16 protein-coding genes and 3 pseudogenes are annotated in these 15,765 nt (G+C 55.5%); 16 read left to right on the top strand and 3 right to left on the bottom strand.

Annotated elements, in window-relative coordinates:
* The 3 genes and pseudogenes from Q427_RS33910 to Q427_RS11250 form a co-directional block, all read left to right on the top strand.
* Positions 1-817, top strand: a pseudogene (locus tag Q427_RS33910) (hypothetical protein); the annotation flags it as partial.
* The gene (locus tag Q427_RS33905; RefSeq protein ID WP_231613641.1) at positions 786-1,646 is read left to right on the top strand and encodes an ATP-binding cassette domain-containing protein; all 861 of its coding nucleotides are present in this window, start codon (positions 786-788) and stop codon (positions 1,644-1,646) included. The pseudogene Q427_RS33910 and the gene Q427_RS33905, both read left to right, overlap by 32 nt.
* Positions 1,647-1,671: 25 nt before the next feature.
* A complete protein-coding gene (locus tag Q427_RS11250; protein WP_043513883.1) occupies positions 1,672-2,667 on the top strand; it encodes an adenosine deaminase in 996 nt (331 codons plus the stop codon).
* A 54-nt stretch (positions 2,668-2,721) separates the two neighbouring features.
* Here Q427_RS11250 and Q427_RS36850 read toward each other — a convergent pair whose 3' ends face one another.
* Together Q427_RS36850 and Q427_RS36845 are read right to left on the bottom strand one after the other, a co-directional pair.
* Complete coding sequence (locus tag Q427_RS36850) at positions 2,722-3,072, bottom strand: c-type cytochrome (protein WP_231613642.1); 351 nt, start codon at positions 3,070-3,072, stop codon at positions 2,722-2,724.
* Positions 3,073-3,165: 93 nt separating this feature from the next.
* Positions 3,166-3,530, bottom strand: a pseudogene (locus tag Q427_RS36845) (cytochrome-c peroxidase); the annotation flags it as partial.
* Between the two features lie 418 nt (positions 3,531-3,948).
* Here Q427_RS36845 and msrP point away from each other — a divergent pair.
* The gene (msrP, locus tag Q427_RS11240; protein WP_043513880.1) at positions 3,949-4,914 is read left to right on the top strand and encodes a protein-methionine-sulfoxide reductase catalytic subunit MsrP; all 966 of its coding nucleotides are present in this window, start codon (positions 3,949-3,951) and stop codon (positions 4,912-4,914) included.
* 110 nt (positions 4,915-5,024) lie between these two features.
* Positions 5,025-5,621, top strand: a complete 597-nt coding sequence (locus tag Q427_RS11235; protein WP_043513877.1) for a sulfite oxidase heme-binding subunit YedZ — start codon at positions 5,025-5,027, stop codon at positions 5,619-5,621.
* Between the two features lie 79 nt (positions 5,622-5,700).
* On the opposite strand, the pseudogene Q427_RS11230 reads toward Q427_RS11235, so the two are convergent.
* Positions 5,701-7,078, bottom strand: a pseudogene (locus tag Q427_RS11230) (NCS2 family permease).
* Positions 7,079-8,150: 1,072 nt separating this feature from the next.
* On the opposite strand from Q427_RS11230, the gene Q427_RS11220 reads away from it, so the two are divergent.
* From Q427_RS11220 to Q427_RS11180, 11 genes are all read left to right on the top strand, one after another.
* A complete protein-coding gene (locus tag Q427_RS11220) occupies positions 8,151-9,461 on the top strand; it encodes an STAS-like domain-containing protein (RefSeq protein ID WP_043513873.1) in 1,311 nt (436 codons plus the stop codon).
* A 97-nt stretch (positions 9,462-9,558) separates the two neighbouring features.
* Positions 9,559-10,167: a hypothetical protein gene (locus Q427_RS31260; protein WP_155833540.1), complete on the top strand. Its 609-nt coding sequence runs from the start codon at positions 9,559-9,561 to the stop codon at positions 10,165-10,167.
* Between the two features lie 106 nt (positions 10,168-10,273).
* The gene (locus Q427_RS11215) at positions 10,274-10,654 is read left to right on the top strand and encodes a hypothetical protein (protein WP_043513871.1); all 381 of its coding nucleotides are present in this window, start codon (positions 10,274-10,276) and stop codon (positions 10,652-10,654) included.
* Positions 10,655-10,755: 101 nt separating this feature from the next.
* Positions 10,756-11,256, top strand: coding sequence for an AAA family ATPase (locus Q427_RS11210; RefSeq protein WP_043513869.1), 501 nt, complete (start codon positions 10,756-10,758; stop codon positions 11,254-11,256).
* A gap of 93 nt (positions 11,257-11,349) precedes the next feature.
* On the top strand, positions 11,350-11,646 hold the full coding sequence (locus tag Q427_RS11205) for a hypothetical protein (RefSeq protein ID WP_155833539.1): 297 nt from the start codon (positions 11,350-11,352) through the stop codon (positions 11,644-11,646).
* 39 nt (positions 11,647-11,685) lie between these two features.
* A complete protein-coding gene (locus tag Q427_RS31255) occupies positions 11,686-12,114 on the top strand; it encodes a hypothetical protein (RefSeq protein WP_155833538.1) in 429 nt (142 codons plus the stop codon).
* 79 nt (positions 12,115-12,193) lie between these two features.
* Entirely contained in the window at positions 12,194-12,823 is a 630-nt protein-coding gene (locus Q427_RS11200; protein WP_043513865.1) for a hypothetical protein, read from the top strand.
* A gap of 84 nt (positions 12,824-12,907) precedes the next feature.
* Positions 12,908-13,462: a hypothetical protein gene (locus Q427_RS32215; RefSeq protein ID WP_197030605.1), complete on the top strand. Its 555-nt coding sequence runs from the start codon at positions 12,908-12,910 to the stop codon at positions 13,460-13,462.
* Positions 13,463-13,569: 107 nt separating this feature from the next.
* A complete protein-coding gene (locus Q427_RS11190; RefSeq protein ID WP_155833537.1) occupies positions 13,570-14,085 on the top strand; it encodes a hypothetical protein in 516 nt (171 codons plus the stop codon).
* Between the two features lie 233 nt (positions 14,086-14,318).
* Positions 14,319-14,786: a GNAT family N-acetyltransferase gene (locus Q427_RS11185; protein ID WP_043513859.1), complete on the top strand. Its 468-nt coding sequence runs from the start codon at positions 14,319-14,321 to the stop codon at positions 14,784-14,786.
* Between the two features lie 142 nt (positions 14,787-14,928).
* On the top strand, positions 14,929-15,381 hold the full coding sequence (locus Q427_RS11180) for a GNAT family N-acetyltransferase (RefSeq protein ID WP_231613640.1): 453 nt from the start codon (positions 14,929-14,931) through the stop codon (positions 15,379-15,381).
* Positions 15,382-15,765: the final 384 nt, after the last annotated feature.

The following is a 15,765-nucleotide window of genomic DNA, read 5'->3' as shown; positions in this document are numbered from 1 at the left end:
GCTGCTGGGGCTCACCCTCGCCTCCGCCATCGGCCTGCTGGCGCTCTCGGGCTGGTTCATCACCGCCAGCGCCCTGACTGGCATGGCGCTGGCGGCGGGGCTCGCGGTGAGCCTCGACGTTCACGTGCCCGGCGGCGGGATACGCACCTTCGCCGTGACCCGGACCGTGGCGCGCTACGTCGAACGACTCTACAACCATGACACGGTATTGCGGCTGCTGGCGGACCTGCGTGGCACGCTCTTTGCCGTGATGGCGGGGCTCGATGAGCGAACCCTGGCCCGTCGACGCGCCAGCGACTGGCTCAACCGGCTGACCGCCGACATCGATACCCTGGACAGCCTCTACCTGCGTCTGCTGGCCCCCCCGCTCGTGGCGCTGCTGGCGATCCTGCTGCTGTCCGGTTTCCTGGCACTTTGGGTGCCCGTGGCGGGCCTGGCGGTGGCGGCGTTGCTGCTGTCCGCCTGGCTCTGGCTCACCGCCGGGCAGGCCTGGCTGGGAATGGCGCCAAGCCATAGCCAGGTCAACCACCTGCAGCGCCTGCGCAGCCAGGCCATCGAGCATCTGCAGGGCCAGGCGGAGCTGGAAGCTACGGCGCCCGCGACGCCCATCGCGGCCTGCTGCTGCAGCGCGAGACTCAGCTGCAGCAGGTCCAGCGTACGCTGGGGCGGCTGTCCGGCCTTGGTACGTCTCTGGTCAACCTGCTGGTCGGGCTCGCCATGCTGGCCGCACTCTGGCTGGCCGCGCTGGCCTGGGAGCAGGGTAATATCAGCGGGGCGTGATGGTCATGCTGCCCCTGGCGGTGCTGGCCACCGGTGAGGCGCTGGCGCTGCTGCCCGTGGCCTTCACCCACCTGGGGGCGACCCGCGCCGCCGCCGAACGGCTCAATTCACTGGCGGCATCCGGGGGCGAGGGCACGAACTCAGGTAGCTCGGTGCTGCCGGCCGGGCCGTTGTCGGTTGCCCTGTGCGGGGTGACGCTGCGCTATCCCGGCGCGCTACAGCCGGCCCTGGAGCATATCGACCTCGCGCTATCCGCCGGTGATCGGCTCGCGCTGACGGGCGCCTCCGGAGCGGGTAAGTCCAGCGTGGCGGCGCTGCTGACGCGCCAGTTGCCAGTGACCGCCGGCGAGATATGGCTGGGTGGCAGTGCACTCCATGACATCGAGGAGCGGTCGCTGCGTGAGCGAGTGGCCATCCTGGGCCAGCGGGTCGATCTCTTTCAGGACAGCCTCGCGCACAACCTGTCCCTTGCCGATCCCGATGCCGATGAGTCCGATCTCTGGCGAGCACTGGCCTGGGTGGAACTCGCGGTATGGGCCGAGTCGTTGCCCCAGGGCCTGGCCACCCGTGTAGGTGAGGGAGGGCGTCAGCTCTCGGGGGGGCAGGCACGTCGTCTCGCCCTGGCGCGTCTGTGGCTGCGTGACCCGGGGCTGGTGATCCTGGACGAACCCTTTGCCGGGCTGGATGCCGATATGGCGGCCAGGCTCGCGCTGCGCCTGGACGAGTGGCTCGCCGGTCGTACGGTGCTCTATCTGGTGCATCAGCTGGATGGCGGGGACTTCGAGCCGCCGGGTATCACCCGTCATGAACGCCTCCATGAGGGGCGGTTGACCGATTGCGCAACGCGCTCGCATCGATCAGGATGAAGAAAAACTGACGATGAGGTGACAAATGCGTGACTTCCTTCAGCGGCTGCCCAAGGCCGAGCTCCATCTCCATATCGAGGGCTCGCTGGAACCAGAGCTGATGTTTGCCCTGGCTGAACGAAACGGCATTTCCTTGCCCTACGATTCGGTAGAGGCGGTTCGCGCGGCCTATGAGTTCGACGACCTGTCCGGCTTCCTCGATCTCTATTACCAGGGCATGAGCGTGCTGAGAACCGCTGAGGACTTCCATGACCTGGCCATGGACTATTTTCATCGTGCCCATGGCGAAGGCGTGGTGCACGTGGAGATGCACTTCGACCCCCAGGCCCATCTGGTGCGCGGTATCGAGCTCGATGTGGTCATGGAGGGGCTGAGTCTTGCCCAGCGCCATGCAGAGCGGGAGCTGGGCATGTCCACGGCGCTGATCATGGCCTTCCTGCGCGACAGACCGGCCGAAGAGGCCATGCAGGTGCTGGAAAGTGCGGCACCCTACTGGGAAATGATCGATGCCGTGGGACTCGACAGCGCCGAGCGGGGGCATCCCCCCTCGAAGTTCGTCGAGGTGTTCCAGCGTGCCCGTATGCTAGGCATTCCCCGGGTCGCCCATGCCGGCGAAGAGGGCCCCCCCGAGTACATCCGTGAAGCGCTTGACCTGCTGGATGTCTGCCGCATCGATCATGGCGTGCGCTGCCTGGAAGACCCCGAACTCGTCACTCGGCTGCGTGACGAGGCCGTCGTGCTCACCGTCTGCCCGCTCTCCAACGTCAAGCTCAAGGTCGTCGAGCGCATGGCGGATCACCCCTTGCCGCGATTGCTGGAGGCGGGCCTCAGGCTGACCATCAACTCCGACGATCCGGCCTATTTCGGCGGTGGGGTCCTCGACAACTACCTGGCCTGCCACGACGCATTCGACTGGTCCCGGGAGACCTTCATACAACTGGCCGGTACTGCCATCGAGGCGGCTTTCATGAGCGATACCCGCCGTCTCGACCTGCACCGGAAGCTGGCCGAGAGCGCATGAAAAAGCTCCCGGGTTTCCCCGGGAGCCAGAAAATGGTCCTGTTGTGGCGTGGCGTTATGGCAGCGCCGGTACCTCGAAGTCAGGCATTTCGCCGGTCAAGGTGTGCAGGAAGGCGGTGATATCGGCAATGGTTTCGTCGTCGAAATCACGGCCGAGCATCTCGGTACCCATGATGGCGACGGCCTCCTCGAGTGTCTCGGTTGCGCCGTTGTTCATGTACGGATAGGTGACGCCGACGTTGCGCAGGGTCGGGGTGCGGAAACGATACATGTCATTTTCATCGGCGGTGACCTCATAGCGACCTACGTCGGTAGAGCCGGGCACCTGGATGCGATGGAAGTTGCTGTCGGTCAGTGCCGGGCCGCTGTGACAGGCCACGCAGCCGCTCTCGACAAAGGCGACCATGCCATCCTTTTCCTGCTGGTTGAGCGCCTCCATGTCACCGTGCAGATAGCGGTCGAACGGTGAGTTTGGCGTATTCAGCGTGCGCTGGAAGCTGGCCAGGGCCATGGCCAGGTTGTCGGCATTGATCGGGTTATCGTCATCCGGATAGCTTCGGCGAACTTCTTCTGATAGAGCTCGAACTCTTCCAGACGCTCCAGCGCCATGTCGAGGTCCATGGCCATCTCGATATCGGCTTCGATGGGGCCGAGTGCCTGGCCTTCCAGGTCGGGCTCGCGGCCGTCCCAGAACTGTGAACCCAGGAAGCCGGAGTTCAGCACCGTCGGCGTATTGCGCTCGCCGATCTGGCCATCGTGCCCGGTGGCGCGGGGAATGCGATCGCTCCAGCCGAGCGCCGGGTTGTGACAGGTGGCACAGCTGATGACACCGCTGGAGGAGATGCGCGGTTCGAAGAACAGCATGTTGCCCAGCTCCACTTTCTCGGGGGTCAGGGAGTTGTGGGCGGGAATTGGTGGGAAGTAGGGCAGCGGCTCGAAGCGGTCACGATAGTCGCCGAGGCCGTCGTCGGCCAGGACCGAACCGCCGAAGGCAAGGGCCCCGCCCAGTGCCACGGCAACGATGAGTTTCGCCGGTTGTACAGTTTTTTGATATTCCATGATGATCTCCCTGGTAGTCACGCGATACAGGTTAGTCCCCCATATCCTGGAATGAGCTTATTCCTTAGTCTTGATGCATATCAACCTAGTAAAATACTCGGAAAAGGGTGCTTGTTGAGGCAGGTCAAGTTTTGCTTTGCTATAGGTGATAATGGTGGACAGCTGCTGTACAAGTTGGCATCGCTAGGTATTCATCTTTTCGTGACTGTCGACAGGAGAGGTCATGATCCGCTACCGCTACCCGAGAATTCCCGAGTCCGAGGTGACGCCGAAGCCGTTGCTGGATTCACGTCGCCGCTTCCTGCGCCAGGGAGCCGCGCTGGGCGCGGTGGCCGCGGCGCCGGGACTGCTCTGGTCGGCCGACGCCAAGGCCTGGCAATCGAAGCTGGAGGGGCGGCTGGAGGAGGCGTTGGCGAGTTCCGATCTGGCCAATGGCGAGGCGCCGACTTCATTGCGTGATATCACCACCTACAACAACTTCTATGAATTCGGCACTGGCAAACGGGATCCGGAGGTCTATGGACATCGTCTGGTCACCGATCCCTGGTCGTTGGCCATCGAGGGGGAGGTGGACAAGGCGGGAACCTTTGCCCTCGAGGATGTGCTGGCGGGGCAGATGCTGGAAGAGCGCATCTACCGGCATCGCTGTGTGGAAGCGTGGTCCAAGGTCATTCCCTGGGCCGGTTTCCCCCTGGCCGACCTGCTCAAGCGTCATGGTCCGACGTCACGGGCAAAGTATGTCGTCTTCGAGACGATACACGACCCCGACAACCTTCGCGGGCAGCGCCGCTCGATCATCGAATGGCCCTACCGGGAGGCGCTGCGGATCGATGAGGCAATGCATCCGCTGACAATGCTCGCCGTGGGACTCTATGGCGAGGTGATGCCCAATCAGAATGGTGCGCCGATCCGGCTGGTGGTGCCCTGGAAGTACGGCTTCAAGAGCATCAAGTCCATCGTGCGCATCGCGCTGGTCGAGGAGCGACCGACGACGTCATGGCATGACCGGAATCCCGAGGAGTACGGCTTCTACGCCAACGTCAATCCCGGGGTGGACCACCCGCGCTGGTCCCAGGCCCGTGAGCGGCGTATCGGCGAGAGTGGTCGGCGCGAGACCCTGATGTTCAATGGCTACGCCGATGAGGTGGCTCATCTCTATGCGGACATGGACCTGCATCGCCACTATTGAGTGTGAGGAATTGTGAGCATGAGGAGTTGATGGAGCGCGGCATGCTGGCTCGGAAAGGAACGTCTCGGAAAGGTGCATCTCGGCAAGTGCCGTCTGGTCCAGGAGCCATCATGGCCTTCCGGTGGCTGGTCCTGGTCGGCTGCAGTGCCCCGGCGGTATGGCTGGCGTGGCAGTGGTTCTTCGGCGACCTGGGTGCGGTACCCGGCGAGGCGGTGGTGCACTTTACCGGCAAGACGGGGCTGACGCTGCTGTTGATCACCATCGCCTTCAGTCCCGCATTTCGCTTCACCGGCTGGATCGGCTTCATGGCGGCACGGCGCCAGATCGGCCTGTGGGCTTTCTTCTGGCTTGTCGCCCACATGCTTGCCTGGATGGGGTTGGACCAGTATTGGGACTGGCCATGGATTCGCCGGGAGATGATCGAGCTGCCCTACATCCGCTATGGCGCCGCCGGGCTGGCGCTATTGGTGCCCCTGGCGCTGACCTCCTTTCGCCGCGTGCAGAAGGCCATGGGCTACCGTGCCTGGCACTGGTTGCACCGCTTGATCTATCTATCGGCGGCGCTGGGCATTGTCCACTTCTGGGTGCTGACGCGGGCGGATTACCTGCTCCCAGGCCTGTTTGCCGGCGCCTGGGCGGCGCTTTCCCTGTTTCGTATCCTGGATGGCGTCATGCAATGCCGGCGTGAGCGCGGGCAGAATAGCTAACGTAAAGGGCAGCCTTGAAGGCTGCCCTTGTCGTTGACGGTTCTTCCGGAACATGGCCTCCCTGGCCACCAGCTTGTCCTTAGTGCGTGGTGACCAGCATTACCACGCTGAGGGCTGCGGAGACCCACATGGCCGGCTTGATGTCCGTGATGCGGCCGGTAAAGAGCTTGATGACCACGAAGCTGAGGAAGCCGAAGGCGATACCAAGAGTGATCGAGTAGGTCAGCGGCATCAGGATGATGGCCAGGAAGGCGGGAAGGCCTGGTCGAACTTCCCCCATTCGATCTTGCTGATCGGCGCCAGCATGAAGAGTCCCACCAGCACCAGTGCCGGCGCGGTGGCGATACCGGGCACCAACGACAGCAGTGGCGACAGGAACAGGAACGGCAGGAACAGCAGGGCGATGGTCACCGCCACCAGGCCGGTCCGGCCGCCCTGGGCAACGCCGGCACCGGATTCGATGAAGGTCTGGGCCGCACTGGTACCCAGCGGGGCGGCGATCATCGATGCGAAGGCATCGACGGTCATGGAGCGCTTCAGGTTGCGCGGGTTGCCATCTTGTCCTTGAGGTCGGCGGACTCGGAGAGAGCCATGAAGCAGGACAGGGCATCGAAGAAGTTGGTGAACAGCATCACGAAGATGAACGGCAGGTAGGCCACCTTCAGAGCGCCCCAGATGTCCACCTGCATCACGGCGCTGAAGTCGGGCCAGGCCGCCAGGCCACTCCACTCCACCACCACGTCGCCGCCCCACAGCCGGCCCATGGGTGATGCCAGCAGGGTGGTCAGGGCGATGCCCAGGATCAGCGCCCCGTTGAAGCGCAGGATGACCAGGATCGCCGTCGCCATCATGCCGATGAAGAAGGTGACCATGCTGGCATCCATGTTGCCCAGCGTGACCAGGGTGGCGTCGCTGCCGACGATGAAGCCCGCATTCTTGAAGCCGATGAAGGTGATGAACAGACCGATGCCGCAGGTGATCGCATAGCGCAGCGAAGGAGGAATGGCCTCGATGATCGCCTTGCGGACGTTGAACATGGCCAGTGTGGCGAACAGCACCCCGGACCAGAACACGCAGCCCAGAGCCACTTCCCAGGAGAGGCCGGCGCCCTGCACCAGGGTGTAGGTGAACAGGGCGTTCATGCCCATACCCGGCGCCACCAGGATCGGGTTGCGGGCATAGAGGCCCATGGCCAGGCTGCTCATGAAACTGATCAGCACCGTGGCCGAAAGGGCGGCGGAGAAGGGAATGCCGGCGTCGCTGAGAATCGCCGGATTGACCACGATGATGTACATGGCGGCCAGGAAGGTGGCGATGCCGGCGAGGAATTCGGTGCGCAGCGACGAGCCGCGTCGCGTCACGCCGAAATAGTGGTCCAGCCAGTTGGCAGGCCCGGCGATCCGTTCATCGGACCGTGCGCCGCTCTTGTCGGCAAGGGAGGAGGAGTTCGGTTCCATATCGGTGATCCCATTGTTGTTGGAAAGAAGGGGAGTTCGGCTCTCAATCCAGGGCGCTCGATTATACTGACCACTTGGTCAACCAAGGGTGGTGACAGCCTAGCCAACATTTGACCACTTGGACAGGTGTGTTTCGACCAAGGTCTTAGGCCAACATGGAAAAAGATTTCAGAATGGAGTGGAGCGAGGGGTGGCGGATGAAATCCTGGGCAAAGCGTCGGGTTCAGTTCACCGTCGCCGCGCCAAGGAGGCTCTCGAGTTGGTCGACCGGCACCTGGTCGGGAACACTCGTGTCCGTCGGCCCATGGCGCAGATAGAGCACGAAGCGACCCTGGTGCAGCGCCGTGAGCAGCTCCGGAGTAGGCTCGGCCGGGTTGTGCTCCTCAGCTGCCAGGACAAGGCAGGCGGAACCGAGCAGGATGGCGCCCTTGGTCTATTGTAAACGTTCTTGCCTGTGGTCAAGTCGGTATGAAAATACTGTGATTGTTCAGGCTCCCAGCGCGCTGATATCGACACTCAGAGTGCGGCAACCCGATCTCATACCTGGGCGTTGCCCTCAACGCTTTCCTTGGTTACGTTAGGTAAAGGCCGCAGAAGATGGCTCATGTGACCAAGATGCACTCAGGGATGCCGCACTAGGGATGACGAGAAACATCATCCATTCTGCCAGCAGGGCGGTAGCGTCCCTGAAATTCTCGGATCAATCCAACCGGCTACTCATCTTGGCCAAGCCATTGTCCCGCACACGCAATCTATCGTAGGTCTTCTTGATCCGGGGGCTGGCGGGCTTTACTCAATGGGTTGCCTTTAACTTTTCCATAAGCTTTGGGCTCAAGAGTGAGCCTCCATGCTTAGCATCTTTAGATCAGCAGATCCGCATACAGTATATTGGTTCGGACAAAACGTGCATGCACGCGAATTCTGCATAGGTGGCCGAGCTATGCTTAGGTGCAAGTAAAATAAAAGCGTTGGAAGAAGTTAAGCGCGTCAGATAAAGTTGTTGAACGCGCAGGAGTGTTCATCCAATATCAGGACGTGCAGTTCAATCACTGTTACAAATAAGATGGAAATTATGACATTACGAGATCAGCTTAGTCCTTTGAAAAAGCAAATCGAGCGAGAGAAAACGGTATCCCTTGAGCTTCCTAACAGGTTTGCATTCAAAGAACATGATATTGTTGATTTTAATCATGTTTTAAGTTTTTTTGACTGGGGGTTAGAGGATGTCCCAGTAAGAATTGATTTAAGGAAGTGTCTAGCGGCCAACTACCAAGCCGTTTCGCTGATAGTCCTTTATGCTTGGAAGCTAAAAGCCCAAGGATGTAAAGTTACTTTTATTGAGTCTGACGAAGACAATGGCGCTAGTGCTCTTTGGCGAATGATGGGGGCAAGGGGAACTTTTCCGGTACTCTTATCAGAGAAGCAGCAGTTTAAAGGGAACAGCTTAAAACCATTGCTTGCCGTAAGGAATAACGATGATTTCAAGTCGGTAATTGAAACAGCTGATACTTATACTGATGGCTTTAACGTAGAGTACTCAAGTACCTTGCGGTATGTTTTGAGTGAACTTTTATATAATGCACTAGAGCACGGAAGGAATTATGGTGGCGAGAAGATAAGGAATCGTCAAATCCCAGCGATAAGTCAGTTTACATGGTATAAGAAAAATAACGAAATTCACTTTATTATTGCAGATACGGGGGTTGGGATTAAGGAGCATATTGAGCAAGCATATCCCGGCCAAGATAGTGATGTAGAGGCAATCAAGCTATCTCTCAAGGCCCAAAGGTCAGGCACGTTTGGTGTGAACAACCCCTATACCGACAAAAACAACGCCGGAATGGGGCTTTATATTTCTTCAAATATTGTTCGTCGGCTTAATGCAGATATGTATGTTGTTTCTGGCGAAGGTGTCGTTCATGTTTCTCCACGAGACGTGACTGGCAAGATCTTAGATAATCGTTGGCCTGGGACATTTGTTTTGGTTACTTTGAAATTAGAGGCCAATACCACATTTGTTCTCTACAAGATGATGCAAGAGTTTCGTGAGGAAGCTGAACGAGAGCAGAAAAAAGCAAGCCAGATGGAAGTTGATGAACGGTATTATGTAAGCATTAGCAATTACTTTGGCAGCTTCGCAGAAAATAAGGAAGAAGCAATAAATTTCCGGGATAGACGTTTGTTTCCTGCCTTAAAGAAAGGCCAATCAATACTATTAGATTTCGATAACGTGACAAGCTCTCCACATAGCTTTTTGAGTGCCTTGCTTGCCTCTCCTATTAAAAGTTTAGGGATGTCTTCTTATAAAAAAATTAAAGTTGTAAATGCGTCTCCAGAGATAAGAGAGACGATTGATTTTATTCTAGATGACAATACAGGTTGATCATTTGTAACAATCGGCTGCACAGCGACCGATTTTCCGCTGCTTCGCGGCTCCAAACCGGCGCGTGAGCCGGGCGTTATATGTACGGGGAGTAGTGGTGAATAAAGAACTCTTGAATGTTGCGGTAGAAGAAGATATAGACACCGAAGCTACCGACCAACTGAAAGCCGCTGTTGCTTCTTTTGGTCAAGATGCAGAATTTCATGAGATTCCAAGGAGGGGGCCGCAGGCATCCTTGCTTTTACTAGGCTTCACCTCTATAGCGCTAGTATTTGGAGGAGCGTTCGTCAAGAAGCTCGGGGACAAGGCCGCGGAAGACTGCTATCCGTATATTAAAAACGCACTGCTGGGCGTGTATAAAAAATACTTTGGCAAAGGTGCAAAGTATCGATCACTAATAGTTACATCATCTGAGAAAAAATCGCCTGACACGAAATATTCATTGATACTAGCTCTCTATTGTGTTGGTGTGAACAATGAGCGGGTTAAGTTTCTATATGTAACGGATTGGAGCCATGAGGAATTTGAAGAAGCAACATATGAGTACATCAAATCCATGGCTGAATTTTTAAATGGGAATGGCGGAGCTGTGTCTAGATTAATCTCCGAGAACCCAAGTTGCGTACAGCCATATTTAATAGCTTGGGATTCAAGTGAAAGGAGGCTTGTCCGTATCAATGCTCTGCCAGAGGGTGTCAACATATAACCAGCCAAGGCAGTGGGGCATATTTTTGCTTCGCTTCGCTCAAAACACAAAAATATGCCGCTGCTTGGGGACGTTGGGCGCTATCATCCCTTAAGCGGAGGAGTCAATGTCAGTCGCAATGATTGCAAGCATTATCTTCTTTGTTGCTCTATGGCTTGTTTCAGGAGAATGGGATGGCGCGCTGGCCCTATCCATTGGACCAATAGCTTTGTATACGTTTTTCCTTGTTCAGGGTAAGGTGAATTCAGAGATTGGTGGATCGCTAGAGCAGCCAGCTTGCAAATGGTTGCAGGTTCTTTTTGCAGCAGCGATTTGTGGGATGTTCTATACCTTTGGTGTAATTCTCTGTTTGGCCATCGTGTACTTCGTAGTTCTGCAACGGGATGAAATGTCCCTAGTGCTTATTCCCATAGCTGCAGCACACTTTGTCCCCCACCTCATCCTAGTCTGCAGACAAAAATTCGTCGCACGCAACAGGGGGCGCTGAAATTTTGGTGCATAATTGGGCCGCCCAACAAGTCACTGAACCGGACGCCAGCTTCGCTGACGCCGGTTAGTTAAGGCGTTGTTATGCATCAGGAGTAAGCCGTGAGATCGTACGGAACACTGATATTTTTCTGCGGGAAAATGGGAGCTGGCAAAAGCACTTTATCTGCCAAAATTGCTCGTGAGCGAGGGGCTGTACTTATTTCTGAGGATGAATGGCTTGCTGCCTTTTTCCCTGGCGAGATCAAAGATTTCAACGACTACATCAGCTATTCGTATCGTCTTAAGCCAGTGCTCAGATCACACGTTGAACAAATACTCATGGCTGGTACCACTGTGGTTTTGGACTTTCCCGGCAATACAAAAAAGCAAAGGACTTGGTTCAAGGATATATACTCGCAACGCGGGATACCTCACGAACTGTACCATTTGGCGGTAGATGACGAGATTTGTCTAAAGCAGCTAAAGCAGCGGCAAAAGGAGCAACCTGAACGAGCACAGTTCGACACTGAGGAAGTCTTCAGGGTGGTAACTGGATACTTTGAGCCGCCCGAGGTATCAGAGGGGTTCAATGTCAAGGTTGTAGAAAGGGAACTGGCATAACAATGCGCTGCTACGGACAATTTTTCCGGCGCATTCTTCGCCTCCAAAATTGCTGCAGAGCGCGGCGTTATACGATGCAAGAAGGGGGTGTACGTGTTTGACTTTATAAAGAATATCCTTTCAAACAACAAGAAGGAGACTCGCGCCGTAGTGAGCGCAAGCGTTACCTTAAATAGCGAGGTAAATCCGGCAAGGGAAATGCTCAAGGAGGCAACTGCTTTAAAGAAAGAGAAAAAATACGATGAGGCATGTGAAAAGCTCAGAGAGGCGTTTTCTCTTGAGAGTGCAAACAACCTCATGGTTAAAGAGCGATTGCGCCTCCCTATGTACTTGCAGCTTGCAAATAGAAATGACGAGGGATGGAAAATTATCAATGAAATGAACGTTTAATTCACGGACGTATTTTCACAAGCAGAGATTGCGGATCAAATGAGAGTGTTTCTGCAAAAAGAAGAAAAATACTCCCAAGCAGCACTTTTTGCTATATGGAGCATCTGTAAAGATATAGAGCGCGATAGGCATAACATACAGGGCAGTATCAGTCTTGCTGATCAGTTGGCTGCAAACAATGCTGAATTTGGGTTCCTAAGTGAGGGGAGAAGCGAAGAAGTATATGGAACAACGCCAAAAGGGAATCCAATAACCGACCAGGCTTACAAAATGTTTCATGATCGAGTGAGAGAAATTTCGTCTTTGGACGGTGTGCGAGGTCGAATATTGCCGCTACTAAAGAAGGCAAAGAAAGAGGGTGTGGCCGATGATGTTGCCGAGTCCATATCAAAGTATCTGAATTCTGCTGAGCGTTACGAACTTAGGGAAGTAAGGGATATCGTTAATGAGTTTCTGGTTAATGGGTAGGGTTTCGTATAACACGTCGCTCCAGCCGACGTCGGCGCTGTCGCGCCTCCTCGGCTGAGCTTGGCGTTAGGAGGCAGAAATGTCAGACAGCATCGATGATCTCTTAGGCGGAAGAATGAGGAAGCTTAAGGGCGATGATCAGCTTTTTATTGAGGCTGAAGACTGGTGGATGAATGCTTGTCTTGATTGGTATCACGATCCAACAGAGCTTTACATCGTCGGATACAAAGAGGCAGGAGATTCTCTTGTGAACTCTGTGGCTGATCGCAGCGGCTCTGCTGATTCGCTGATTTTTCCGATTGTATTTCTGTATCGGCATTATATTGAGCTTAGGCTAAAGTCCTTGTTGCACGATGGCAATCGCCTGCTTGATATAGAGCATAAGCAAAAGTCCGAACATCAACTATCTAAGTTGTGGTCAAAGGTGCGCGATATTCTAGTCGAGCTATGGCCAGACGGTAGTAAAGATGACTTAGTGGCATTTGACAGCTTAATTAATCAGTTTGAGAAAGTCGATCCACGTTCGACGACTTTTAGATATCCAAAGGATTTTGATGGAAATAACTCTCTTCAAATGGACTCTCCGAGAGTCAACCTGAGGAATCTGAAGGAGGTGGTGGGAGCGATGGCAATCATCTTGGAAGGTTCGGCAGCAGGCGTTTCAGAATATCAGGGCTATAAAAATGACATGCAGAGCGACTGCTGGTAAGGCTCCTAACAATCAACTGCAGCGGATCAATTTTCGCTGCGCAAAAATTGCCCGCTGAGTTGGGCGTTAGATTGGGAGAGTTGAATGGAAACATTGGAAGTTCGTGGTCCGTTCAGTTTCCGCGGAGACAACTCAATTGTCGATCGTCCAGATGCTTCGGTAAATGGTTTTTATATTTGGTGTGTCCACGTCGATCAATCGCTCTACCGGGCATACTACGTGGGTGAAGCTGTAAACATAGCGTCCCGACATAGGACTCACCGAAGAGATTGTTTGAGGGGGAACTACCAAGCTCATTGTTTGGATGGACTCCGTCGAAACGAAAGTATTCTGATGCACCGGCCCGGGGATGGAATGATTTCCCGTTTTGCGCACATTGACCGCGAAAAATTCAACAACGAGTTTGTCGATAATATGTGCCTCTTTTTCGCCGAGGTTCCGCTAACTGGCGATAAAAAAGCTGATAAGACGCTGAGGTGTCGCTACGAGGCGGGGATCGTTCGTCACATTGAAAATGCAGGGCTGAACGTCCTCAATGTGGGGCGAATTAGTAATTGGGCTGGTGAGGAAAGCCAGGCTCGGTTAGAAACACGTGGTTTTGAGATCGAGGCGTTATCTGGGGCGGTTGTCTCAATCTAACCAATAGTTTCAGTTCGTTCCGGGCCTTCGGCCCTCCACCGGACAGCCTTGTCGCCGTTTCGCTCTGCCAAGGCTTCCGCTGAACAATGGCGTTGGGCAGCGGTACTATGAATGATATGAAGATCAATGAAATCCAGAGCGGTGCCGTCCGGCATGTTGCCAGGCAGTTCAAATGGATGGTAGATACCTTATATTCGGGGGCGTGGAGCACTGAAGGGCCAGCCCCTTTAGTTGTCAACGGTGCCCTCGCCATTGAGCTGTACTTGAAAAGTTTCAATGCTCAACTTGTATTCAAGGTTGGGTACGAGGTTGAGCCTGGCTTTGTCAGCTACGAGGACATGGTCACGGAGGTGTTGTCTAAGGCCCATCAACCGTCCAAGCTGTACAAAGATTTGCCAAGGAAAGTCCAAGCCTGGTTGCAGCAAGAGTTTGCCGAAGAGCGTCCGGGTCAGGATTTAGGGGACTGGCTCAGGCAATTTGATGGGGCTTTCGTCAAATGGCGATACCATTACGAGGGTAACGCTTCCCGCGTGCCGGTTACAGATCTGCTTCATCTTTTGGTATTTTTTGAAAGCAGAAGCCAAGAGGTTGAAGCCAATAATGGGGTTCTTCCAAAGAAATGAACACTAGACGAGAGTTTCGCCTAGGGTGCAGCAAGAGCCCAACCACAGCTTAAACCCGACCATGGACTTCCCCCACTCTAGTGGACACGCATCGATAACTCCCTAGCAGGAGAGAGTCGATGCCCGCGAGAAATGCGGGGGATAGTGCAACTGACCTTCCCCCTGGTTTAGATCCGCTCGGTTTGCTCGTTCCTCGCACTAGAGTGAACAATGCTAGTATAATGAAATTATCGATGAACATTCGAAATGCAAAGGACAGCGATCTGCGAGAAATTTCGCGCTTGCTTTATCAAATAAACTCGGAGCATCACGAACATGCTCCGAGTGTGTTTGCTATCCCGGAAGACCAGGAGTCAGACTATTGGCGAAATAAAGTCAACGATATCGAGAAGCTGTTTATTGCCGCGCAATTGGATGCGAAGCTTGTCGGTTTGATCACGGCTACCATTACGAATAATTATGAAGTGCCCTTTCTATCTCACCATATGGTTTGTCGAGTTGGCACAATCGTCGTTGATGTACGGCATCGGCATGCCGGGATTGGACGCCTTTTAATGGCCAAAGCGGAGGAGTGGGCCGCGAAGCAAGGCGCCAATGAAATTCGCCTGGAGGTCATGGAATTCAACCAGCGGGCGATGTCGTTTTACGCTAACGATGGCTATGAGACGCAATCGAGGATCATGTCAAAATGGATTGTCTAACAAGGCAGGGCGCGGCGACGGTTATTGCGTTGTGGCTTCGTTCCCTCTACAGAGCCGCGCGTGCCGGTGGAGCCAGGCCCTGGGGCTCGGCTGTATGCGTGTATCCGTCAAGTGATGTCCTCTCGCGATGCACGGAGCCCGCGTGTTGATTTTCCGACAGACACAGCAGCATGACATCGAAGCGCTCTTCTCCGTGCGGGAGCGGACCCGAGAGAATGCCATCCCTCGCGAGCGCCTCGCCGCGATTGGCATCACCGTGGCATCCGTCGCTGCTGCTCTGGAATCGGGTCAGCTCGTCAGCTACGTTTGCGAGCACCACACCTCAATAGTCGGCTTCTGCAGTGGCGATCCAGATTGCGGCGAGGTCCTCGTCCTGGCCGTACTGCCGGATTATGAGGGCTTGGGTGTCGGCAAGGCGCTCTTGAGCAGAGTCGTGGAAGAGCTACGCGAGTCTGGGCACCAGACGCTTTGGCTGGCTGCCTCGTCCGAGGCGAGCTGCCGGGCTTACGGTTTCTATCGTGTGCAGGGGTGGCAGCCTACCGTCACTTTCGATGAGAACGGGGATCAGATCCTGCTCCTGCCACTTGTGGAATGATCTGCTTGACGGGTGCCAAGATCGGCGGATAGGGCGCGTGTTTTGCGTTCGGTTCTCTGCTACTCATCCTTCTCATTAGCTCCAAAGGTTTTCAGGTATTCACGGACGCCTGCACTACCGTGAAGATGAAGCATTCAACTCAGCATCAGGAGGCTTCATGACGTTACACAGGTTTCCGCCCGCTCTTACCATCGCAACCGCTGTCATCACTCGCTCTCGCCGGACGCTGCCTGGCTCGCCGTGGTCACCACGGGGGCGGCACACAGTGCCGCCTGGATTCTCCAGGTGGACTCGGGGGAGCCAAGCCCGGCTGCGTTCCAGTACGGCGGCAACATCACCATCGGGCCTTGGAGCGATGATCATCGACGGGTGGTCATCGTGCAG

This window comes from Halomonas sp. BC04 (genome assembly GCF_000568385.1).
The sequence above is the reverse complement of the archived record's forward strand: the minus strand, read 5'-3'. Positions and strand labels throughout refer to the sequence as shown.